Below are 22,640 nucleotides of genomic sequence, written 5' to 3'. Positions count from 1 at the left end.
AAATCAGTTGTTATCAGCGGAGATGAATATGCCGAATTACCCAAGTGCGGTGGTGCAATCGGGCGGTACCAAAACCGGCCCTATGTACCCGACTCTTGAGGATGCCTACGGCAGGCGCTTCCAGTACTTGCGCCTGTCTGTGACTGAGGCTTGTAATTTTCGCTGCAATTATTGCCTGCCCAACGGTTACCAGTCCTCCCACAAACCGTTGCCGCTCAATCAAGTGGAAATTGAAACCCTCCTGCAAGCGTTTGCCGCTCTGGGAACCCAGAAAGTCCGCTTAACAGGTGGCGAGCCCGGCATAAGAAGAGACCTGGATAAACTGATTTCCATGTGTAAATCCACTTCGGGCATACAGAAAGTGGCCCTCACCACCAACGGCTACAACCTGAAGCATAAGATCCCTATCTGGAAACAGGCTGGTCTGGATGCGATTAATGTCAGTGTCGACAGCCTGGATCCCGTCCAATTCGCCCAAATCACCGGTCACGATATTCTGCCAAAGGTCCTCAGCGGTATCGATCGAGCCATTGAGCTGGGATACTCGAATATCAAAATTAACGCAGTCCTTTTGCAACAGTTTAATCTCAATCAATTAGAGAGGTTTATCGACTGGGTAAAACACATGCCTGTGACGGTTCGCTTTATCGAACTGATGGAAACCGGTGACAACCGGGTCTTCTTCAGGGAAAACAGAATTACCGGTGAATCAATCAAGTCACATTTGCTGGAGCAGGGCTGGACTGAAAAACTGAAAGACCGGCTGGGAGGTCCTGCCAAAGAATTCAGCCACCCTGATTATGCGGGCAACATTGGACTGATTATGCCTTACAGCAAAGACTTCTGTAACTCCTGCAACCGGTTAAGGGTATCTTCAGAAGGCAAACTCCACTTGTGCCTGTTTGGTGACAGCCAAGTGGACCTCCGACCTTATCTTTTACAAGGTGATGTTGTTGGCACCATCAGGGCGATCAGACAAAGCCTCCCTGATAAAAAGTCCGGACATTTTCTTAACGACGGTTTCACCGGCTCGACTCGCCACCTGGCCTCAATTGGTGGGTGATCAGAAGTCCCGGTCCCTTGAACATTTGGAACGAAAACCATGAAAGCTAGCCAAGAATTTCTCCCGCTAAAGATAGCGGTTCTGACTGTTTCAGATACACGTAACAGAGATACAGATACTTCCGGCAAATATCTGTGTGAAGCATTGCAGGACGCAGGTCACCTGTTCGCGGACCGCTTACTGGTGAAAGATGATATCTACCAGATCAGAGCCATGGTCTCCGCCTGGATTGCAGACCCTGAAGTACAGGTCATTCTGGTCACCGGCGGCACTGGATTTACCGCCCGCGACAGCACTCCGGAAGCATTGGTTCCGTTATTTGATAAAACGATGGACGGCTTTGGAGAACTGTTTCGCCAGTTGTCTTACGATGATATCGGTACATCGACCATTCAATCCCGAGCTATCGCTGGACTGGCCAATAGTACCGCCATCTTCTGCCTGCCGGGATCCACCGGCGCTTGTAAGTTGGCCTGGGATGAGATTCTGAAGAAACAATTGGATAGTCGCCAGGGGCCCTGTAATCTGGCAGGTCTGTTGTTTACTAAGTAGCAGGCTACTTATTGAATTGCCTGCCCGGCAATTTATTAAATAACATTTATCCCTGTGTATGGCGGGAGTTGTGCTGGCAGGAGTTATGCTAAAGTTATGAACTCTATCCATCCTTTATCAAGGAGCGTTCAGCATGGCTACCATCACCCTCAAAGGCAATCCGATTCAGACTATTGGCGAACTTCCGGAAACAGGAAGTAAGGCGCCGGCATTCAGCCTCGTTAAAAGCGATCTGTCAGACGCCACTCTGGAACAGTATGCCGGATCCAAGCTGGTCTTGAATATCTTCCCCAGTGTGGATACTCCGACCTGTGCCACATCCGTCAGAAAATTCAATGAAAAAGCCAGCGCAGTGCCGAACACCAAAGTCCTTTGCGTGTCTGCTGACCTGCCATTTGCGTTTGGCCGCTTCTGTGGCGCAGAGGGAATCAGCAACGTGGAAACCGCTTCTGTATTCCGGTCCCCGGATTTTGGACGGGATTACGGAGTGTTGATCACCAGCGGACCACTGACCGGTGTTCTGTCCAGAGCGGTTGTGGTCATTGATGAATCCGGCAATGTTATCCACACCGAGCAAGTCGCTGAAATTGCCGATGAGCCGGATTACGACGCCGCACTGGCCAAGTTGTAAAAGAGTTTAATAGACTTTATCAGGTCATAAAAAAGCCGGCATTTTCATGCCGGCTTTTTACTGGGATCATTCAGATCCTTGAGACTAGAGCCCCAGATACTTCAGACTGCGATCAAGAAGTTCCACACGGTTATCAAACCCGTCTACCCCTTCCAGACCAAAACCAAAGTATACGGTGTTATCACTGCGGAGGACCGGTCCGTCCACAAATCCTTCACCAAGCTTACGTTCCCAGTTGTTGATATTGAAGGTTCCGTCGGGCGCGGATGGCTGCCAGTCTCCAAAATCACTTTCGAAGTCCTCAGCCGCGTCATTTCCAAGTTTCACATCATCAACAAAGATACCCAAGCCTTGAGTCCCCCAGTCAGATGCATAGGAAATATATAGCTCGACAGTCTCACCAGCGTAGGCGGAAAGGTCAAAGGTCAATGCTTTGAAGCCCGCACTGCTACCTTCCAGTGAATGCCATTCGCCTGTTGTACCAGTCGGATTACAGGCTGCATCCATATAATTCGCCAGGAATGGATGCAGTTGATCCACCCATCCAGAGGTGCAGCTTGACCCCGTATTCTGGGTCGTTGCGCCGCCGGCTTCAGGGAGAGTCGTCCAGTTTCCGGAACCCGCCACCGAAACTTCCACGAAGGCAAAATCCCAATCAGCTTCCGTTTCGTAGGCCATGTTAAAGGTCAATGTCGGATTATCCGCAGGTACCACGAAGGTTCCCCCAAGACGCTTATAGCTCTGATCCGCCTGGCCGCTGTAGATATAGTACTCACCGGAGGTCGGACCGAATCCACCACCTGGACGTATGTAGGTCGCACCGATCTGCTGATCATAGCTGGACAGGAATCCACTGGTCGCCAGGAAGGAATCACTATTGGTCTGGTTATTGGCACTTTCACTACCATTGAGATTCAGTGTCAGGCCATCCATCAGCGGATCACCTTCAATCCCTTCAAACGGATAAGGGTGACCTTCTGAATCAACGCCACCGGCTTCCAGATGGATAAAGGAGCCGAGGTAGTATTGGAAGAAATCATCCGAGTAGTTACCAAATACGGTCGACAGCTGTGACAATCCCTGCCCTGTTGCCAGGAGTTTACCATCGTAGTAGTTGAGGTAGTCACGCACGGCCAGCTTCATCTGCTCATGAATAATGAAATCCGGTTGCGTCGGAGCGAAGTCGTCCCCGGTATACCAGATCACTGCATCGTAATGACTCAACACCTCACGATAGTCCGGAGCAGCCAGGCGCTCATCCACATTCCAGATATCGTAGCTGTAACCGGCCCCATCCAGTGCATCAGTGTAGAAAGACAGATAATTGGGTGCGGTATTGTCGTCATACACCGGATAGTCACCGGTATAATCTTCGGCCGCAATAATCAGCACATCTGCACCGCTGGCCTGCTCAACAGAGTAATTGAATGGTCCAAGGCGCTGCCAGGGGGACCAGATGTAGTAAGTCACCTCACTACCGGCACTTTGCCCATCTATTTTGCTTTCATAACGGGAATAATACGTGCCCTTATCTGTGTTATAGATTTTCCCTTTACGGGACTTGAAAGTTCCCAACCGCCAGGGACCACCATCAACCTGATATACAAGCCTTGTCCAGGGTGCAACATTCTTCTGGGCCAGAATATCAATGTTTTGCGTTTCCCCCCAGGAGTTGGTCAGCCCATCGTGGTAGATATCATCGGCGCTCATATCAACGGGTGATACCGGCTTATTCGGCGTCAGGGCACTTTCCGCCACTGACATAGCAAACTCCAGATTGTCTTCAAAAACCGTCTGCACCATTTCTTCGTTATCAGGGAACTCAAAGCCATAAAAATTCCCTTCGGAATCCTGACCCGGTGTCAGCTCCACCGTATATGAGGGTATGCCAAGGGCACCATAGGTATAATCAGTGAAGTCACCATTCGTGGTGTACAAATCTGCACTCACTCCGGGATCATACCCCTGCCCGATAATACTGTCGTATATCGCCGGGTTTTCATCCGTTCCAGCCTGCGCCAGGAAAATGGGATCATCAAACGAAGGCGTTTGTACCTGCCATCCCCACGGATAGAGAATCAGGTTACTGTAGGTGTGATAGGAAATGACAAATTTGAAATCATGCCGCTTGATGAACTTCACCAGAGCCTTGGTTTCCGGCTCACTCTCGGCTTCAGGACCCCGATAGGTTGCATCGGAAATGATTGGACTTGAACCTTCGTCATCCAGTCCCCAATTCCGCGAGAAGTTACGGTTAAGGTCAACACCATCCAGTTGACTGATGACACCATCACCGTCATTGTCAGCAAGATTTTTCCGCCATAGGCGCTCATTGGTGAAGGTGTATTCATAACCGTCAGGGTTACCTACCGGCATTATCCACTGGTCGACTGATTCTAATAGTTTGGTGACCCGATCATCTTTACCATAATTTTCCAGTAGATAATTGAGGTAACGCAACGCCATTTGAGGAGCAACCCACTCACGGGCATGGTGTGCGGCAACATAAAGAACTTCCGGCTTGTAACTGCGCCGACGATCGCCATGTTCCTTCAACACAGGACCACGATCAAACCAGCGGTCCCACCAGTTTTTCTTACCAAGCTTGACCATGATCAGAGGACGCCCCTGAACAGACTCACCGATACTGTACAACGTCACCAGATCCGGATAGTCCTCGGCCATTTTGAAAAGGGTGTCTTTTACTCCAAGATCCGGCTCGTCGAAACTGTGATAGACAGTGTCGCTGGCACCAGAGATGGAGAAGCTGCGAAGTTGCGCCTGAGCGGCTATCGCACTCCATTTGATACCTTCCTTGGCAAGCTTCGCCTTATCTTTGACTGACAGTACAACTTCATACCGGAGCTTGCGTTTTTTGTCAGTACTGACATCCCTGACATTCGCAATATCCAGATTCATTGTGCTTAGCTTCTGGGAGGCTTCAAAGGAATCCACTTCTATAAATGCCATATCCAGCTGGCTTTTTGCCATGGCGAGTGCGGGTATAAACAGGCTGAGAAAGCCTAACCATTTTATTAGTTTCATTGCTGAGTTCCTTCTTGATGAGGTTTACCCGGACCACAGCTTAACAACAGGAAAGCAATGCTTTTCCTTAAGCACTCGAGACTAGCCACCTCTATCGGGCGTTATTACCGGACATATTGTTCTATCTTGATCCAGTCCCCCCTGATAAAAGGTGAATGTTCATTCTTTACCCGCATTAATTTTTTGTAAAGTCGTGATAGGTACAATTACTTAAGGGCAATCGACTAGGATTTATTGCTGAATAGGCAACCATTCCTTTTACCTATAACGGGTTTTAGAGTGCGGTCGTATAATGACCGGTGAGTAAAAAACAATAACGATCAGACAACGGAGGTGACCCGATGAACACCATGCAGGCCCTGGTCAAGCGCGAAGCCAAAGAAGGGCTCTGGCTTGAGGAAGTCCCTCGCCCAGAAATCGGCATTAACGACGTGCTGATCAAAGTAAAGAAAACCGCTATTTGCGGTACTGACCTCCACATCTACAACTGGGACAACTGGGCCCAGAAGACCATTCCTGTTCCCATGACGGTCGGCCATGAATTCGTTGGCGAGATCGTGGAAGTGGGCTCCAATGTTAACGATTTTCATCCCGGACAGATTGTCTCCGGAGAAGGCCATGTGGTTTGCGGCCGGTGCCGTAATTGTATGGCGGGCCGAAGACATCTCTGTGCTCACACCAGTGGAATTGGGGTTAACCGGCCTGGGGCTTTTGCGGAATACGTTGCTTTGCCCATGTCTAATGTCTGGGTTCACCATGAAGGTATCGATCTGGACATAGCCTCTCTGTTCGATCCCCTGGGGAACGCCGTCCACACAGCTCTACAATTTGACCTGTTAGGTGAAGATGTCCTGATCACCGGTGCCGGTCCCATTGGCGCGATGGCAGCTGCCGTTTGCCGTCATGCCGGGGCACGTCATGTGGTCATCACCGACATCAACCCCAAGCGTCTGGAAACAGCCCTTAAGCTGGGCGCCACCCGCGCTGTGGATGTAAGGACTGAAAACCTGGCTGATGTCCAAAAAGACCTCAATATGTATGAGGGCTTTGATGTCGGGCTGGAAATGTCAGGAAACCCTTCCGCCTTCCAAAGTATGCTGACCAACATGTGCCATGGCGGAAAAATCGCCATGCTCGGTATCCCGGAAAACGAAATGGCCATCGACTGGAATACGGTCATTTTCAACATGCTCACCATCAAAGGTATTTACGGCCGGGAAATGTACGAGACATGGTACAAAATGTCGGTGATGATTGACTGTGGCCTGGACATTGACCCGGTCATCTCTCACCGGCTGCACTTTACCGAGTTCCAGAAGGGTTTTGACGCGATGCGGGCCGGTGAGGCCAGCAAAGTCGTTTTGAACTGGTCGGATTAACGGGCGCAGGCAGATAATATCTGCTCCGTAAAACAGCCAATCAGGTTAAAAACCCAGCAACAGCCGGGTACAACCAGCCAAAACTTTACCAGGAAGCTACCCAGAAGCTCCCGGAGACAATATAAAACGCGAATACAGTTGGGGAAATAACGATATGTACGGTAATTTCAAACAACACCTCCAGACGGAACTGGACGCTATCAAGGATGCGGGCCTGTACAAACATGAACGCGAAATCACCTCTCCCCAGGGGGCTCACGTTGGTGTCTCCAGTGGTCAGGAAGTTATCAATATGTGCGCCAACAACTATCTTGGGTTGGCACAGCATCCGGAAGTTAATGAAGCAGCCATGGAAGGGTTGAAGAAGTGGGGTTATGGTATGGCTTCCGTGCGCTTCATCTGCGGAACCCAATCCATCCACAAAGCACTTGAACAAAAGCTGACAGAGTTTCTGGGAACCGAAGACACAATTCTCTACCCCTCGTGCTTCGACGCTAATGGGGGTCTGTTTGAAACTCTGCTGGGTCCAGAGGATGCAGTAATTTCCGATTCACTGAATCATGCCAGCATTATTGACGGAATCCGACTTTGTAAAGCTAAACGTTATCGCTATGAGAACAACAATATGGCTGATCTGGAGCAGAAGCTGCAGGAAGCCACCGATGCTGGAGCACGATTCAAACTGATCACCACCGACGGTGTATTTTCCATGGATGGCTATATCGCACAGCTGGATAAAGTCTGTGATCTGGCAGAGAAATATCAGGCGCTGGTCCATTTTGACGATTGTCACGCCACCGGATTTGTTGGAGCCACCGGCCGGGGTACTCATGAGTACCGGAACTGCATGGACAGAATCGATATCACGACAGGTACACTTGGCAAGGCCCTTGGCGGAGCCAGCGGCGGATATACCAGCGGACGCCGGGAAATTGTGGAACTATTGCGACAGCGCTCCAGGCCCTATCTGTTCTCAAATACCGTGGCTCCTCCTGTCGTCGCCGGAGCAATCAAGGCTCTTGAGTTATTGACAACAAGCACGGAACTTCGCGACAAGTTAGAGGCAAATACCCAGTATTTTCGAGAAGAAATGAGCAAGTTAGGCTTCGATATTTTGCCAGGAGAACATTCCATTGTTCCCATCATGCTGTATGATGCCAAACTAGCTGTGGAATTTGCTGACAAAATGCTGCAAAGAGGCATCTACGTGGTGGCGTTTTCCTATCCTGTGGTTCCTCAGGGGAAAGCGCGGATACGCACCCAGATATCAGCAGCTCACAGCCAACAGGATCTGGAGTTTGTTATCAGTCAGTTTAGAGCAGTCAAAGAAGAGCTGGGGATTACCTCAAACTGAAACGATTGCTCTGTAGGTAAACACAAAAAATAACAATTTCCTACGCCCAAAATGGGCGACAATTCATCACAATTCCAGAAAGATACCACATGGATATCTGCTTCACGGTCGGGAGCGTTACCTGAAAAATTGCTCCAGCGACTAAACCAGGAAGGGGCTAAGTGATGCCCCTTTTCTCATACTGAGGTAATATAGACTCAGTTTCGAAGCTTCCGCAGAAGGATCTGAAATATAAGAAGAATTGAAGGACGTTCTGCTTGGTCCGCTTATTAGCTGATCAAATATTGTACCAAGGGATCTGGCAAATCGAGCAAGGGGGACTAGTATTCTTAGTAATACTGGGTTGTACAGAAAAATACGTATAAAACACTTTTCCCGAGGAGACATTATGGCGTCGAGATCCATTAGATTGCTATCAGCGTTGGTTATATTGGTGGCATCCTGGACCACGCAGGCTGAAACAACGTTTAACCTTGTCACCGAAAACTTCCCGCCTTACAACATGAGCCTCAGTGACGCTGAGTACGAGCATAAAGAAGAAGAAATCACCGGCCTGATAACCGAGGTGGTTAAACTGATCTTCAAAAATGCCGGTATCCCCTACACCATGAAATTGCGTCAATGGAACTACGCATACAACTACGTACAACGCAAGGAATACAGAGGTGTATTTGGCACCACACTTACCGAAGAACGTAAACCCATTTTCAAGTGGGTCGGGCCCATCGCATCTGACGGTTGGGTACTATATGCCAAACCGGGCTCGGATATCGTTATCAACGACGTTGAAGAGGCTAAAAAATATCTCATCGGCGCTTACAAAGGGGATGTCCGGGAGCAATGGCTGATTGAAAACGGCTTCAAGACTTCCAGCCTCGACAAAGACAACCTGAACCCCAAACGCCTTGAGAGCGGGCAAATCGATCTCTGGATATCAGGCCCTGTGTCAGGACCTTACTACGCTCTTCAAAACGGTGTCCGCGGTCTGAAACCGGTTTACACAGTTAGAGAAACACAGCTGTATCTGGCCGTAAATAAGGATACGCCAGATGCAGTGGTGAACAAACTGAATGCGGAACTGGAAAAAATCCGTGCTTCGGGCGAGCTCAAAGCGATTGAGGACCGGTACCGTTAATTCCTTCAAGTCTGGCTTTCGGGCCAGGCTTCTCCTCCCGGTATTGCCCGGACATTTGTCCTGATCCATTGCTCCATTTCACTATGCACTTCATCCCGGGACCGCCCTTCCGTTGGAATCGGCTTTCCAATGACCACCTTAATCTTACCCGGTACCTTTAGCATGGAATCGAGAGGCCAGCAGGTACCTGCATTATGAGCGATAGGCAATAGAGGTACTCCAGCGGCACATGCCAGATAGGTTGCGCCCTTGTTATAGCGCCCGTATCCGCCTTTACGGATTCGGGTACCCTCCGGATAAATCACAACCCAAAGACCTGCCGCCAGACGCTCCTTCCCCTGTTTAAGCAACTGTTTCAGAGCTAACGCTGGCTTGCTGCGGTCAAGCGCAATTGGCATCACCTTTTTCAATGCCCAGCCAAAAAATGGGATTTTAATCAGTTCCTGCTTCAGTACGGTTGCCTGAGGGCGAAACATGATACCCAATAAATAGGTTTCCCAGGCACTTTGATGGTTGCTCACCACAACGCATGCCTGTTCCGGAATATTCTCTATCCCCTCAATCTCGTATTTCAAGCCACAGATGACTTTGGCCCACCAGATGGCAAAGACATTAAACCTGGAAATCAGATAATAACGTTTCTCAAAATCAACAAAGGCGCCCAGGCAAATACTCATACAGCCAACAAGTATGACACCAAAGGCATAGCCGATATAAAAGATGGTGGATCTTAAAGCATTAATTATCTGCACTTGGGAAAAGTATCCTGTTTGGAAAAATCACCAATAAAATTTGCTGTGCAGCCAGGATTTGCAGCTACTTACAGCGACGGATATAGGGGATCAGGGATGATAACAAGGCTTGGCTCACCGTAGCAATAAATGAGACTCCACCATCCCTGCCAAACGAAACGTTAAACACTTCAAATAGAAATGATCCAAGTCAGTACTCACCTGCCTCGAAAATTGACAGACGTCAATAGGCAAAAGCCTTGCCAGCGTAAACTTATCTCCATTAACTAGTAAATCCTCCAATAACCTCCTCCATTAACTTGGGAAGCAACAGGCGGACAGGAATCAATGTATTCAGGAGATCAACGTACATTATATCTGGACGAAGCAGTGCATCGTAAAGCCTTTCGAGATATCAAGGCTTCCTCGTGCGCCGGATTGGATATTCACGCCCAATGGCCATTCCTGCTGAACACTCCACCTAGAACATTTCTTAATGGACCAGAGGTACCGCTGTCTCAGTTGGGGACGGATAATTCCCACTGGCTGCTGAAAGAATGTGAGCGAGCTGATTCGCCTTCTAACCTGGCTCTGAGCTTTCAATTACCTGGCTGGCAGCCTGATTCACAAAATCAGTATAGCCGAAGCCAGATTCAGGCTCTGAGAAGCGTTTATCAAAGCCCTTCAGCTCTACAACGCTACATCGACTATATGGTCAAGGAAATTCAGATACTGCGCAGGACGCTACCGGACCAGATACGGCTGACTTACATGCACTGGAACGGAGACCTCGTACACTTCCTTTCTGAAAGCGAGCTAACGCAGTTGATGTTTTTCATCAATCGATCATTTGTCGGAATAAATGATCCGGCCACCATGCTGGTATCTGAACTGGATGCACCTCCGAAGTCTAATGACCTGCTGGCTTTACTGGTCGGTCTGGGAATCAACACAATATGCATCAATGATCCGGGAGCGACGATTTACAGCTTCCCTCTCCCGGACGTGAAGGACTGGATCAATCTCGTCAGAGATTACGGTATCAACAAAGTATTGCTGAGACTTAATCTCACAGACGAACTGGCGGATGAGCTTCCACTTTATATCGAGGATATTATCTCTGCAGCTCCTGACGCTGTTCTGATGGCCAAAACGGGCTCAGGCCCAAGCGCGCGGGAGGGTTTCGAATTTCCCCCAGTCACCGTTAAGCACGCCTTGCTGAAAGCAAGATACACGCCCATGACAGATTCTTTCTACGTTGCTCAGGGATGGAACTCCACAAACTCACATTTGGTGAAAGGTATTGGCCTGGGAGCCAAATCCTATACCACAGCCCTGGAGTTTTATAACACCTGTGGTCTGACAGAATATTACCAGTTACTCGATGCCGGAAAGCTACCTGTCAACAGGGCAAGAAAACTCATTACGGAACTCTATTAAACCACGAACATGGATTCTCTTTTTCACCCTATTCAGCTATCCTAGACTTTCTACGTTGGGAGTTGGTCTATGGATACGAAACGGATACGAACATCCTCATCCTTTTCGATAAATCATGGGTGTCATGAGTGCAGCCTGAGCAAGCTCTGCATACCTATTGCTGTTGAAGCTGATGATATTGATCGCCTGGAAGAAATCATCAAACAGGGGCGCATTCTGTCCCGTGGTGACTACATCTTTGAACAGCAATCAGCATTCAAATCCTGTTTCGCTGTAAGAAGCGGTGCCATCAAGACGTTCACCGTCTCTGAGGATGGAGAGGAGCAAGTCACAGGCTTCTACCTTCCAGGTGAAATGATAGGCCTGGACAGCGTCAGCATGGAAGAATATTCCTGCTCGGCCGTTGCTCTGGAGCGCACAACCGTTTGTGAAATTCCATTGTCCAAATTCGAAGATCTCGCCACCCAGATTCCAAAGCTGCAACATCACTTCTTCTCTCTGATGAGTAAGGAAATCCAGGAAAGCAGGCAACTCACCATGCTTTTGAGCAAGAATACGGCAGAGGAAAGAATCGCTTCATTGTTGCTCTCTTTGTCCAGCCGCTTTCGTCGTCGCAAATTGTCAGATACGGAGTTTAAACTCCCCATGCCCAGAAGCGATATTGCCAACTATCTGGGACTGGCCGTCGAAACGGTGAGTCGTGTATTAACACGTTTTCAGCAACAGAACCTGATCCATGTACAGGGAAGAGATGTCAAAATCAATGACTTGGAAGGGTTACAGGCCATGCTGAAGGATGTGAAGTGCATGGACCACAAGCGCTCAGGAAGTATTGCCTGACGCTCTCATGTTTGGAAACCGACCTAACAGAGAGCTAAGCCAAGCATGAACAAATAGTCCCTGCGGCCACATCAGCCCGGGGACGTCATCGATTTACTGTTGTTTCCGCCTCGCCCGCCATGGCCGCAGCAACACTTGGCTTAACCAATCCCTTCTCTACCAGCTCCTCCACCATCGCCGGCAGATATCGACGCCAAGGTAGTTGTTTTATTCCGAACGTATTGCGCAGTTTGATACAACCCAACACTCCGTTACGGGGCAACAAATAGTCCATCGCAGCCGTTTCCAGACGACGAGACAGTAGTAGATTTTGCGGCGCATCCTGGCCATAGGCCTGGTAATAGACAGCCCTGGTCAATTCCTCATGTGAAACGGATTCCGCGCTGGCGTAATGATAGATCCCCCAAACACTGACACCACAGTTCAGTTGCTTGATGATCGCATCTACAACTCTGGCAACATCCTCCGAGGCCGTCGGAGACAGCTCAACATCCTCCAAGCAGGAAACCGGTGTATCAGCTTGCCATTGACGCATACAGTCAACCATCCACCCACTGTCACCAGCGCTCAATAGCCAACCCAAGCGTAGAATCAAGTGCTCCTCCAATTGCTCCTGCAGCAATTCCTCACTCTGCAACTTGGTCCGGCCATAGGCATTCAGTGGTCGCCCTTTATTGGCTGAGATGTACGGGTTCTTTTTCTGACCGTCAAACACCTGATAGCTGGAAAGGTGAATCACAGAAGCCTTCCACTCTTTGGCTACCTCCACGATTGCTTCGCAGCTTTTGACGTTGTATTGATAGGCCAGATCCGGGTGCTTTTCAGCTTTTTCCAGATCAGCCAGCTCAGCGGCATTGATAATATAGTGAGACTTTTCCAGCTTCTTGAATTCCCTGACAAGGGAGTCAGTAGCCAAATTAAAATGCTCCGAAAGCACCCCCTGGACCAGACAATTGCTTGCCTCCAGGCGCTTCCTGATAGCCTGCCCGATAGGCAGATCGATTCCTGTAAGGCAGATCACGACTTGGCTGGACACGTCAGAACTCAACTTTCTCTTTTATTAACATGGATTTGGGCAATCATCTATCTATATGACGAGATTACTCATCATCAAAACGCGAGCGGTCATAATCCGGCGCCAGGTCCTCAAACTTGGTATAACGACCAAGGAACGCTAGACGCACAGTGCCGATAGGACCATTCCGCTGCTTACCGATAATAATTTCGGCAATTCCTTTATCAGGACTATCCTCGTTATACACCTCATCCCGGTAGATGAACATGATAACATCCGCATCCTGCTCGATCGCTCCGGATTCCCGGAGGTCCGAGTTTACCGGACGCTTGTTCGGACGCTGCTCAAGACTTCGGTTAAGCTGAGAAAGGGCCACCACCGGACAATCAAGCTCTTTCGCCAAAGCCTTCAAGCCCCGCGAGATTTCTGATATCTCAGCCGTTCGCCCTTCAGTCATCCCCGGCACCCTCATCAACTGAAGGTAATCCACCATGATCAGGCCGATCTTGCCATCATGATCCCTGGCCACACGCCGGGCACGTGACCTCATTTCCGTCGGACTGAGTGCAGCAGTATCATCGATATAAAGCGGCTTATCGCGCAGCATATTCACTGCAGACGTCAATCTGAGCCAGTCATCTTCTTCAAGCTTACCACTTCGGACCTTGGTCTGGTCAATACGCCCCAGCGACGAGAGCATCCTCATGACAATCGAATCAGAAGGCATCTCCATACTGAAAACAAGTACCGGCAACCCGGTCCCCATCAGAGCATTTTCCACCAGGTTCATCGAAAACGTGGTTTTTCCCATGGAAGGACGACCAGCCACGATAATCAAATCCGAGGGTTGCATACCCGAGGTACTCTTATCCAGGTCGGCAAAACCTGTTGTCACCCCGGTAATACCGCCATCAGAATGGAACAACTCATCGATACGTTTCAGGGTTTTTGTGATAATCGGGTTTACCGACTCAGGCCCCCCCTGGTTCGGGCGCGCCTCTGCAATCTGGAAAACCTTGCGCTCGGCATCATCAAGTATTTCAGTACTGGTCCGCCCTTCCGTATCATAGGACATTTCCGTGATTTCGTTCGATACCGAAATCAACTGACGAAGGACAGAGCGCTCACGGATAATTTCTCCATAAGCCCTGATATTGGCAGCGCTGGGAGTGTTTTTCACCAACTCTCCCAAGTATGCCAGACCACCGACCTTATCCAGCTCTTTGCGGTTTTCCAACTGTTCAGACACAGTGACCGCATCAGGCAGTTTGTCGAACTTCACCAGATTTTCAATCGCCGCAAAAATCAACCGATGGTCCTGACGATAGAAATCCTTTGCACTGACAACTTCGGAAACTTTGTCCCAGGAATCACCATCCAGCATCAACCCACCCAGAAGCGATTGTTCTGCCTCAATAGAATGGGGCGGCAACCTTAACGAGCTTGTACTGCCCTGCCCGTCCGTGGATGAATTCTTCGCTTTTTCGAAGCTGGCACTATTTTCCTGACTGACTTGAGCGTCTTTCATGAACACCTGTAAACAAAGAAAACTGATTTATCTGGACCACTATTATCAATGAAAAGCCACTAATGAAAAGGGTCAACAGCAATTGGATTTGAAATAATTAATTTCACAAACAAAAAAAGGCAGTCCGCATGGCGAGACTGCCTTTTTCCATGACTGTCTCAAGTCAACATGTAGACTTGAGGGATTATCGCCAGAAATTATTCTGCGACAATAATCACTTTTACAGTTGCAAACACATCGCTGTGCAGCTGCAAGTCGATTTCGAACTCACCTGTAGTGCGCAGAGCACCTTCGGGCAGTTTGACTTCGGCTTTGGTAATTTCTGTTCCCAGAGTAGAGATCGCATCAGCGATATCGCGGGTACCAACAGAACCAAACAGCTTACCTTCGTCACCGGCTTTGGAAACGATAGTCACTTCCTTACCGTTGACAGCATCAGCGCGAGCTTGAGCTTCAGACAGTTTCTCTGCCTGTGCTTTTTCCAACTCCGCACGACGCTGCTCGAACATTTCAACGTTTGCTTTAGTCGCTGGTACCGCTTTACCGTAGGGTACCAGGTAGTTACGGCCATAACCGGAACGAACCTTTACTTGATCACCAAGGCTTCCGAGGTTGGCCACTTTTTCCAGAAGAATAACTTCCATCTTGATTACCTCAATTCGGTGCAGCAGGGTGCTCTACCCCACCGCTTAATCTCTTAGTTATCGTGACGATCGGTGTAAGGCAACAGGGCCAGGTAGCGTGCGCGCTTGATAGCAGTCGCCAGCTGACGCTGATAACGCGCCTTGGTACCAGTAATACGGCTAGGAACGATCTTGCCGGTTTCAGTGATGTAGCCCTTCAACAGCTCTACATCTTTATAATCGATTTGCTTAACGCCTTCTGCAGTAAAACGGCAGAACTTTCTGCGGCGGAAGAAACGAGCCATACTATGTCTCCTCTTAATTACTCTTCGTTTTCATCGTTGTCGGAATCGTCATTTTCCGCATCATTATTGCTGTCGGTATCGACATCTTCCTGACGGGATGGACGGTCTTCAGAGCGAGGAGCACGCTGTTCACGAGACTCTGCTGCTTTAATCGGTGATACATCTGTAACCGGCGCTTTTTCACGCAGAACCAGATCACGCAGGATAGCATCATTGAAACGGAAGTTGTGGGACAACTCGTCGATGACTTCCTGAGTACACTCGATATTCATCAGCACATAGTGGGCTTTGTGAATTTTGTTGATTGGATAGGCCAGGTGACGACGTCCCCAGTCTTCCAGACGGTGAACCTTACCACCACCAGTATTTACACTGGAAGTGTAACGCTCGATCATTGCAGGAACCTGCTCGCTTTGATCAGGATGAACCATGATCACGATTTCGTAGTGACGCATTGTATCTCCCTTCGGATTAGCAGCCTTACGTTGCGATCAGCGTAAGGCAAGGAGTTGAAGTTAATTTTGAGAGCGCAGCATTTTAGGCCTATGCAGACCAACTTGCAAGCAATAGTTATATTCCTCAGGCCCTGAGTCAGGCCTGTTTCAGGGAATGGCGCTGGCGGACGGCCTCAAACAGGCAAACCCCCGTTGCCACCGACACATTCAGGCTACTGACTTCCCCCATCATGGGGATCTTGACCAAGGCATCACAGTTCTCTCGGGTCAGGCGCCTCATTCCTTTATCTTCAGCCCCCATCACAATAGCCAGAGGGCCTGTCAGACTCACTTCATGAAGCGAATGATCCGTTTCACCTGCAGTCCCGACAAACCAGACGCCGTAGGACTGCATATGCTTGATGGTTCGGGACAGATTGGTCACCCGGATCAGAGGGGTAATGTCCGCAGCCCCACAGGCCACCTTGCGCGCAGCAGGGTTTAAGGGGGCTGACTTGTCTTTCGGCACAATCACCGCTTTAACCCCCGCCGCGTTGGCTGACCTCAGGCATGCCCCCAGGTTATGAGGATCGGTCACGCCATCAAGCACCAGAAACAAGTCCTGGGGAGATAAAGCTTCCAGCATATCGTCAAGATCAGACTCATTGCTGATCCGGTCAGCCTTGATCCTGACTATCACGCCCTGATGAGCCGCATCACTCTGACCTTTCAGAAGATTTTCAAACTCATTCTTCGAGACAGATCGAGAATGCACGCTCTTGTCTCTTGCCAACCCCAACAGCTCACGCACCCTACCGTCCTGGCGCTGGTCCAGAAACAGCAGCTCTTCGATTTTTCCGGGATGTTTTAACAGCAGTCCCTTCACTGCGTGAATACCAAAAACTAGGGTTGGTTCAGACACAAGCGCCTCAAGTGATTAATGATTTTGATAGCGTATTCTAACGACGCTTACGGGGTTTTGCCGAGGATTTCTTACGAGCCCCCGTAGATTTAGGTTTCCCTCCGGCTTTTGAAGATTTCGCAGGCTTTCCTGCAGAACCGCCTTTCTTGCCCTTGGCAGGCCTTTCTTCAGAAGGTGAACTGACTCCCCCCTTGTCGGCAGACTTCTTACTCTGGCGCTCATAGTCAGCGTTCCATTCTGCCAGTATCTGCTTCCGTCGCTGACTACCTTTGAACCCACCGCCTTTATTTGGACGAGGCCGACGTTTCGGGTCCCCCATCAGTTCCAGATCCACCTTACGGTCATCCAGATCCACGCGCACCACTTGCACATGAACCTCATCCCCTAAACGAAACGTGGTTCCGGATCGCTCTCCGACGAGACGATGCTTGCCGGCATCAAAGTGATAGTAGTCACTCTTTAAGGAGGACACATGCACCAGTCCCTCGACATAGAGCTCTTTCAGCTCGACAAAGAGACCAAATGCCGTTACCGCCGAAATGATTCCCTCGAACTTGTCGCCCACATGCTGAGTCAGGTACTCACACTTGAGCCAGCTCATGACATCACGGGTGGCGTCATCTGCGCGGCGCTCAGTCATGGAGCAATGCTCACCCAACATGACCAGCTCAGCCATGTCGTAAGTGTGACGGGCTTTTTTGCTCAGAGGCTTGGCCCCGTCTACCCGTAACACATTACTGCAAGGCCGCTCACCACGAATCAGGTCTCGGATGGCCCGATGTACCAGAAGATCCGGATAGCGACGAATCGGCGAGGTAAAGTGAGTATAGGCCTGATAACCCAGACCAAAATGCCCCTGATTGTCTGGCTGATACTTCGCCTGACTCAGTGATCTCAGCATCACGGTCTGCAAAGTAGCACTATCTGGACGTTCTTTGATCTGCTCAAGCAAATCCTGATAGTCCGTGGGTTTAGGCTTCATGCCTCCCTGCAGCGACAGACTTAACTCACCCAGGAATGCCCTAAGTTTCTCCAGCCGCTCGGCTGAAGGCCCCTCATGAACCCGGTACAAGGCTGGAATTTCATATTTTTCAAACAGCCTGGCAGTGGCAACGTTCGCACACAGCATGCACTCTTCAATCAGCTTATGAGCGTCATTCCGGTTGATCGGTACAATCTTGTCGATTTTCCGCTCCGCATCAAACAGAATCCGGGTTTCCACAGTTTCAAAATCAATGGCGCCACGCTCGTCTCTCGCAGCCCTCAGCGCCAGATACAAATTGTGAAGCTCACGGATATGTGGCACCAGGTCAGGGTAACGATCCTGAAAAGCACGACCTTCTGTGGTATCCGGCCCTTCAATAAACGCTCCCACCTTGCTGTACGTCAGACGGGCTTTAGAAAGCATTACCGCTTCATAGAACTTGTATCCGCTCAATCGACCGGACGCGCTGATGGTCATTTCACACACCATACACAGCCGTTCTACCTGGGGATTCAGCGAACAAAGTCCATTCGAGAGCACTTCCGGCAACATGGGCACGACACGGTTGGGGAAATAGACCGAGTTACCGCGCTCAAAAGCTTCCTTATCCAGGGCCGTTCCGGGAATCACATAGTTGGAGACATCCGCAATAGCCACATACAGTCGCCATCCGCCACCGCGCTTGCGTTCGCAGAAGACCGCATCGTCAAAGTCCCGAGCATCCTCACCATCAATGGTCACTAAAGGAAGATCACGCAGATCCACCCGATGCGCTTTGTCATTCTCCGGTATATCAGTGGTGAACTTTTCGGCTTCCCGATCCACTTCCTCCGGCCAACGGAAAGGTATGCCATGGGTTCTGAGCGCCACGTCAATTTCCATTCCGGGTGCCATGTGCTCACCCAATACTTCAGTAACATGCCCCATGGGCCCGGAACGGGCTTCCGGCTGCCGCACCACTTTGACAGTGACATACTGGCCGTTTTGCGCACCATTGATCGCATGCTCAGGCACCATCACATCCATAATCAGTTTGGGGTTATCCGGCACGACAAATGCCACACCACCTTCCTGATAGAAACGACCGACGATTTCTTCTGTTTTGCGCTCAACAATCTCAACAATGACAGCCTCTTTCTTGCCCTTGAAGGAACGATTGTCTTCCCTCACCAGGACAATATCGCCATCAAACACCCGCCGCATCTGGCGGCTGGATAAATACAGATCTTCCCCACCTTCTTCAGGGATCAGGAACCCATAGCCATCACGGTGCCCCTGCACCCGGCCACGGATCAGGTTCATCTTCTTGGCAATGCCATACGCCCCCTTCCTGTTGCACACCAACTGCCCATCACGGCACATGGCGATCAACCGTCGCCGCAAACCTTCATAAACTTCAGCTTGCTCAATGTCGAAATGGTGGGCTAGTTCTTCGATTGTCGCCGGGGTCCCGCGCTCTACTAATGCTGCAAGGATCGCTTCGCGACTGGCGGTGGGATTGTCATAACGCTCAGCTTCGCGCTGGGCATGGGGGTCTTTTATTGATTGGCTCTTTTTCGCCATTAATCCTCTCTATAATTTTTATATATCATTCAGCCTCAGGTGCACACCCGAGGCTTTAGCCCGGCATATTGTCCTGCCACTGTTTCACTTTTGTTAAAGACAGCATTCTACAGACGACAATTCTCAGCCTTTCCAAGGCACACAACACTTTGACCGGGACTAATAAAGTGTTGATAAAACGCACATTAACACTAGAACCAAAAAAATTCCAAACAAAACCGTTGACAAAGGAAAACCAGACCAGTAAAGTGCGCGCCATCCTGAAGTGCCGAGGTGGTGAAATTGGTAGACACGCTAGCTTCAGGTGCTAGTGGGGGCAACCCCGTGGAGGTTCAAGTCCTCTCCTCGGCACCATTTTCTTTTCCAGGATTTTCCCATATATACGCTGATTAGTTCCGAGGATACACTCCTCAGAGAACTAATTCGGCCGTTCTGGGTTCCTACTCCCCCATACTGACTATCTTCAACCTGCATCCTTGGTTTCTTTTGACACGCCTAGATCCCAATATCTAGCCAATTATTAAAAGATAATCCTTTATAGCAGACCAAATCCTAATGAGTTCCCTCGACCAAGGCTTCTTTCTGATATTTCTACTAGCTCTTGCAGAATTACTTCTCATTCCGGTAATTGCCAGTAAAAAGTGTGTCCATTGTCGAAAACGTTTGATTTGCGTATTCTGCCGAACGTGAACAGGCATTCTGGCGCATCGTGAACACCTGAGATCTCCCGCATTGGGCGAAGCCCTTTTTTACGCCAAGTGTTCACCATCGGTCAACTCAGACCGGGTTTTTCGCATCGATTCCCCTTTCAGGTTGATTCTGTGTGCGTTGTGCATAAGACGATCCAGGATGGCATCCGCCAACGTGTTGTCGCCGATGGATTGATACCATTGATCCGTGGGGAGTTGACTGATGATCACCGTGGATGAGCTTCCATTGCGGTCATCCATAATCTCCATCAAGTCATTCCGTTGCGCTGCTTTCAACGGCTCTAACCCCCAGTCATCCAGGATCAGCAGATCCAGCTTGGCCAGGTGCTGGAGGGCTTTGCTGTAGGTCCCATCGGCTTTGGCTTGCGAGAGTTCCAGCATCAATCTGGAGAGGCGGTAGTATTTCGCACTATAGCCTTTCAAGCAGGCGGTATGGGCCAAGGCGCAAGCCAGATAGGTTTTCCCGCAGCCGCAGGGACCTGTGAGCAGCAGGTTCTGATGTTTGCTCACCCAGTCACATGGCAACAGAGAGGCCACTTGCGATTGCCTAAGTCCTCTAGGGTGGCTGTAGTCGATGCCTTTGGCGGTGGCATGCAGTTTCAGTTTGGCCGCTTTGAGCAGGCGCTGCTGCTTGCGCTGCTCCCGCTCATGCTGCTCGCTATCTGCCAGCAATTGAATACGCTCCTGGAAGCTTAAGGCGTCGTAGTTGCCTGGTTGCTCAGTTTGCATGGTCAGCGCGTCGGCCATGCCGGTCAGTTTCATCTGGCGCAGTTGGGTTAAGGTATGCTGGATCATAAGGTTGTCCTGCTAGTGAAAGCTATGAGGCCCACGGATATTCTCGTGAGCTTGTGGTAATTGAGGAGCCGTCTCGTCGGCCCCCTGGTAAAGCCTGTCCTGATTGGACTGAAGGATGGACTTGATGTGCTTGAGCCGATACAGGTGCCGATGATTGGCAATGGCGCAGGCGCTGTTGAGACGCTCCCGGGGGTACTGGCGGGAGAGATTGAGCAGCCCCAGACACACTCGATAGGCTTGTTGCTCATGTGGCTTGCTGTTGAGCTGATACTTCACCCAACCAAGCACCTCATCACCAATGTCCTGAGCCCAGTTCATCAATCGCCCCGGACTCCAGGCATGGTGCTTTTGGTGTTGGGTCGGCATATGGGCAGGGGTCGTGCTCATGCCTGGACGGTGCTGCCTGGGATGACTGGCAATCGTCTTATTGTGGAAGAACACGGTGATTAATGTGCGGCTGGCATGCACCTCTACACGCTCCCCCACCAGATGATGCGGGACAGAGTACAGGTGGTCGTATTGAATGTGGTAATCGATGTTGACCTTCGCGGTTTTGATGTCGGTGTATTCATAAACCTGTAGGGGTAACGGTGAGAGTGCCGGCCTGTCGATGGATTCGAACCAGGACTGCCGAGACCCGCTGAGCTGCTTGAACGGTCGGGCATTCACGTCGTTGAGCAAAACACGGATACAGGTGTTCAGCTCCGCCAGCTAGAAGAAGGTCTGATGGCGCAGGCGGGCCAATATCCAACGCTCAATCACCTGTACGCCAACTTCCGCTTTGGCTTTATCTTTGGGCTTATAAGGCCTGGCCGGGACAATGGTGGTGCCATAGTGAGCCGCCAGTTGCTGGTAAGCAGGATTCACTTCCGGATCGTAACGACAGGCTTTGCTGACGCCACTCTTGAGATTATCCGGGACCACCATCTGCGGCACACCACCGAAGAAGCTGAACGCATGGGCGTGGCTGTTCAACCAGTCGGGTAGCGCCTGACTCCAGGTGGCTTCGGCAAAGGTGTAACTGGAGGCGCCCATCACCGCCACAAACACCTCGGCGTCGCGGACCTCCCCGGTGCTGGCTCAGACGATCGGGACGGTTTGTCCGGCATAGTCCACGAACAGCTTCTCGCCCGCCTTGTGCCTCTGCCGCATGGAGCGGCGCTGCGTTTGCTGCCAGCGTTGATAGTGATGGCAATACTGCGGGTAGATGTAGCTCCGATTGGGATATTGCTGGGTGTATTCCTCCCATAGCAGGTGCTTGGTCATGCCTTTGCGGGCAAGTTCCTGGTGGACCTCTCGCCAATCAGGCATTTCAAACTGGGTAGACTGGCGTGTATCCGCATTGGGATAGAACTGACAAGCCAATTGAACATCATCCATCTGCTCAATGGCTGGCCAATGTAAAGACAGCGCCTGCGCTTGGGTCAGCACCTTGGAAACGGCGCCGACACTGACGCGTAAACTACGGTGGATTTGCCGAACGCTGAGGTTTGCCTGCAACCGCAGGCGTAATATTTCTCTTAGTTGTCGCATTGATAGTCTCTTGGTTGGCATCCCCACTCCCCAGTGCAAAAGGCAGCAGGTTAGCAG

At 50.3% G+C, this 22,640-nt stretch carries 18 protein-coding genes, 1 tRNA gene and 1 pseudogene; 9 read left to right on the top strand and 11 right to left on the bottom strand.

The window, feature by feature from the left end:
* The first annotated feature begins 28 nt into the window (after positions 1 to 28).
* The 3 genes from moaA (at position 29) to tpx (ending at position 2,246) form a co-directional block, all read left to right on the top strand.
* Entirely contained in the window at positions 29 to 1,063 is a 1,035-nt protein-coding gene (gene moaA, locus F566_RS0113960; RefSeq protein ID WP_020407616.1) for a GTP 3',8-cyclase MoaA, read from the top strand.
* Between the two features lie 39 nt (positions 1,064 to 1,102).
* Positions 1,103 to 1,615: a molybdenum cofactor biosynthesis protein B gene (gene moaB, locus F566_RS0113955; RefSeq protein ID WP_020407615.1), complete on the top strand. Its 513-nt coding sequence runs from the start codon at positions 1,103 to 1,105 to the stop codon at positions 1,613 to 1,615.
* A 133-nt stretch (positions 1,616 to 1,748) separates the two neighbouring features.
* On the top strand, positions 1,749 to 2,246 hold the full coding sequence (gene tpx / locus F566_RS0113950) for a thiol peroxidase (protein WP_020407614.1): 498 nt from the start codon (positions 1,749 to 1,751) through the stop codon (positions 2,244 to 2,246).
* Between the two features lie 84 nt (positions 2,247 to 2,330).
* Here the strand turns inward: tpx and F566_RS0113945 are convergent, their stop codons facing one another.
* Entirely contained in the window at positions 2,331 to 5,291 is a 2,961-nt protein-coding gene (locus F566_RS0113945) for a M14 family metallopeptidase (RefSeq protein ID WP_020407613.1), read from the bottom strand.
* A 350-nt stretch (positions 5,292 to 5,641) separates the two neighbouring features.
* On the opposite strand from F566_RS0113945, the gene tdh reads away from it, so the two are divergent.
* From tdh to F566_RS0113930, 3 genes are all read left to right on the top strand, one after another.
* Positions 5,642 to 6,670 (top strand): L-threonine 3-dehydrogenase, encoded by a 1,029-nt coding sequence (tdh, locus tag F566_RS0113940; RefSeq protein ID WP_026180001.1) that lies wholly within the window; start codon positions 5,642 to 5,644, stop codon positions 6,668 to 6,670.
* A gap of 154 nt (positions 6,671 to 6,824) precedes the next feature.
* Positions 6,825 to 8,024: a glycine C-acetyltransferase gene (gene kbl, locus F566_RS0113935; protein WP_020407611.1), complete on the top strand. Its 1,200-nt coding sequence runs from the start codon at positions 6,825 to 6,827 to the stop codon at positions 8,022 to 8,024.
* Positions 8,025 to 8,412: 388 nt separating this feature from the next.
* Entirely contained in the window at positions 8,413 to 9,159 is a 747-nt protein-coding gene (locus F566_RS0113930) for a substrate-binding periplasmic protein (RefSeq protein WP_020407610.1), read from the top strand.
* A gap of 5 nt (positions 9,160 to 9,164) precedes the next feature.
* Here the strand turns inward: F566_RS0113930 and F566_RS0113925 are convergent, their stop codons facing one another.
* Positions 9,165 to 9,911: a lysophospholipid acyltransferase family protein gene (locus F566_RS0113925; protein ID WP_020407609.1), complete on the bottom strand. Its 747-nt coding sequence runs from the start codon at positions 9,909 to 9,911 to the stop codon at positions 9,165 to 9,167.
* 327 nt (positions 9,912 to 10,238) lie between these two features.
* Here F566_RS0113925 and F566_RS0113920 point away from each other — a divergent pair, with 327 nt between their 5' ends.
* Both F566_RS0113920 and fnr read left to right on the top strand, forming a co-directional pair.
* Entirely contained in the window at positions 10,239 to 11,330 is a 1,092-nt protein-coding gene (locus F566_RS0113920) for a hypothetical protein (protein WP_020407608.1), read from the top strand.
* 69 nt (positions 11,331 to 11,399) lie between these two features.
* Complete coding sequence (gene fnr, locus F566_RS0113915) at positions 11,400 to 12,170, top strand: fumarate/nitrate reduction transcriptional regulator Fnr (RefSeq protein ID WP_020407607.1); 771 nt, start codon at positions 11,400 to 11,402, stop codon at positions 12,168 to 12,170.
* An 85-nt stretch (positions 12,171 to 12,255) separates the two neighbouring features.
* Here fnr and F566_RS0113910 read toward each other — a convergent pair whose 3' ends face one another.
* The 7 genes from F566_RS0113910 to rnr form a co-directional block, all read right to left on the bottom strand.
* Positions 12,256 to 13,206 carry an SDR family oxidoreductase gene (locus tag F566_RS0113910; protein ID WP_020407606.1) on the bottom strand — a complete coding sequence of 317 codons (951 nt, stop codon included), beginning with the start codon at positions 13,204 to 13,206 and terminating at the stop codon, positions 12,256 to 12,258.
* A 64-nt stretch (positions 13,207 to 13,270) separates the two neighbouring features.
* Entirely contained in the window at positions 13,271 to 14,713 is a 1,443-nt protein-coding gene (dnaB, locus tag F566_RS0113905) for a replicative DNA helicase (protein ID WP_020407605.1), read from the bottom strand.
* Between the two features lie 197 nt (positions 14,714 to 14,910).
* On the bottom strand, positions 14,911 to 15,357 hold the full coding sequence (gene rplI, locus F566_RS0113900; RefSeq protein ID WP_020407604.1) for a 50S ribosomal protein L9: 447 nt from the start codon (positions 15,355 to 15,357) through the stop codon (positions 14,911 to 14,913).
* A 53-nt stretch (positions 15,358 to 15,410) separates the two neighbouring features.
* Entirely contained in the window at positions 15,411 to 15,641 is a 231-nt protein-coding gene (rpsR, locus tag F566_RS0113895) for a 30S ribosomal protein S18 (RefSeq protein WP_020407603.1), read from the bottom strand.
* A gap of 17 nt (positions 15,642 to 15,658) precedes the next feature.
* On the bottom strand, positions 15,659 to 16,096 hold the full coding sequence (gene rpsF / locus F566_RS0113890) for a 30S ribosomal protein S6 (RefSeq protein WP_020407602.1): 438 nt from the start codon (positions 16,094 to 16,096) through the stop codon (positions 15,659 to 15,661).
* A gap of 136 nt (positions 16,097 to 16,232) precedes the next feature.
* Positions 16,233 to 16,997 carry a 23S rRNA (guanosine(2251)-2'-O)-methyltransferase RlmB gene (gene rlmB / locus F566_RS0113885; RefSeq protein WP_020407601.1) on the bottom strand — a complete coding sequence of 255 codons (765 nt, stop codon included), beginning with the start codon at positions 16,995 to 16,997 and terminating at the stop codon, positions 16,233 to 16,235.
* A 37-nt stretch (positions 16,998 to 17,034) separates the two neighbouring features.
* Positions 17,035 to 19,545 (bottom strand): ribonuclease R, encoded by a 2,511-nt coding sequence (rnr, locus tag F566_RS0113880; protein ID WP_020407600.1) that lies wholly within the window; start codon positions 19,543 to 19,545, stop codon positions 17,035 to 17,037.
* 267 nt (positions 19,546 to 19,812) lie between these two features.
* Here rnr and F566_RS0113875 point away from each other — a divergent pair.
* Positions 19,813 to 19,899: transfer RNA gene (locus F566_RS0113875), tRNA-Leu, on the top strand.
* A gap of 395 nt (positions 19,900 to 20,294) precedes the next feature.
* Here the strand turns inward: F566_RS0113875 and istB are convergent.
* Positions 20,295 to 21,050, bottom strand: coding sequence for an IS21-like element helper ATPase IstB (gene istB, locus F566_RS0113870; protein WP_020405046.1), 756 nt, complete (start codon positions 21,048 to 21,050; stop codon positions 20,295 to 20,297).
* Positions 21,051 to 21,062: 12 nt separating this feature from the next.
* Positions 21,063 to 22,604, bottom strand: a pseudogene (gene istA / locus F566_RS34885) (IS21 family transposase).
* Between the last annotated feature and the right edge of the window lie 36 nt (positions 22,605 to 22,640).

The organism is Hahella ganghwensis DSM 17046, assembly GCF_000376785.1.
GTDB lineage: Bacteria > Pseudomonadota > Gammaproteobacteria > Pseudomonadales > Oleiphilaceae > Hahella > Hahella ganghwensis.
The sequence above is the reverse complement of the archived record's forward strand: the minus strand, read 5'-3'. Positions and strand labels throughout refer to the sequence as shown.

Bases quoted from the DNA above. Each gene is read 5' to 3' on its own strand.
- rpsR (WP_020407603.1), bottom strand. From the start codon at position 15,641: ATGGCTCGTTTCTTCCGCCGCAGAAAGTTCTGCCGTTTTACTGCAGAA.
- F566_RS0113930 (WP_020407610.1), top strand. From the start codon at position 8,413: ATGGCGTCGAGATCCATTAGATTGCTATCAGCGTTGGTTATATTGGTG.
- kbl (WP_020407611.1), top strand. From the start codon at position 6,825: ATGTACGGTAATTTCAAACAACACCTCCAGACGGAACTGGACGCTATC.
- moaA (WP_020407616.1), top strand. From the start codon at position 29: ATGCCGAATTACCCAAGTGCGGTGGTGCAATCGGGCGGTACCAAAACC.
- rpsF (WP_020407602.1), bottom strand. From the start codon at position 16,096: ATGCGTCACTACGAAATCGTGATCATGGTTCATCCTGATCAAAGCGAG.
- moaB (WP_020407615.1), top strand. From the start codon at position 1,103: ATGAAAGCTAGCCAAGAATTTCTCCCGCTAAAGATAGCGGTTCTGACT.
- istB (WP_020405046.1), bottom strand. From the start codon at position 21,050: ATGATCCAGCATACCTTAACCCAACTGCGCCAGATGAAACTGACCGGC.
- tdh (WP_026180001.1), top strand. From the start codon at position 5,642: ATGCAGGCCCTGGTCAAGCGCGAAGCCAAAGAAGGGCTCTGGCTTGAG.
- rnr (WP_020407600.1), bottom strand. From the start codon at position 19,545: ATGGCGAAAAAGAGCCAATCAATAAAAGACCCCCATGCCCAGCGCGAA.
- F566_RS0113920 (WP_020407608.1), top strand. From the start codon at position 10,239: ATGTATTCAGGAGATCAACGTACATTATATCTGGACGAAGCAGTGCAT.
- dnaB (WP_020407605.1), bottom strand. From the start codon at position 14,713: ATGAAAGACGCTCAAGTCAGTCAGGAAAATAGTGCCAGCTTCGAAAAA.
- rplI (WP_020407604.1), bottom strand. From the start codon at position 15,357: ATGGAAGTTATTCTTCTGGAAAAAGTGGCCAACCTCGGAAGCCTTGGT.
- tpx (WP_020407614.1), top strand. From the start codon at position 1,749: ATGGCTACCATCACCCTCAAAGGCAATCCGATTCAGACTATTGGCGAA.
- fnr (WP_020407607.1), top strand. From the start codon at position 11,400: ATGGATACGAAACGGATACGAACATCCTCATCCTTTTCGATAAATCAT.
- F566_RS0113945 (WP_020407613.1), bottom strand. From the start codon at position 5,291: ATGAAACTAATAAAATGGTTAGGCTTTCTCAGCCTGTTTATACCCGCA.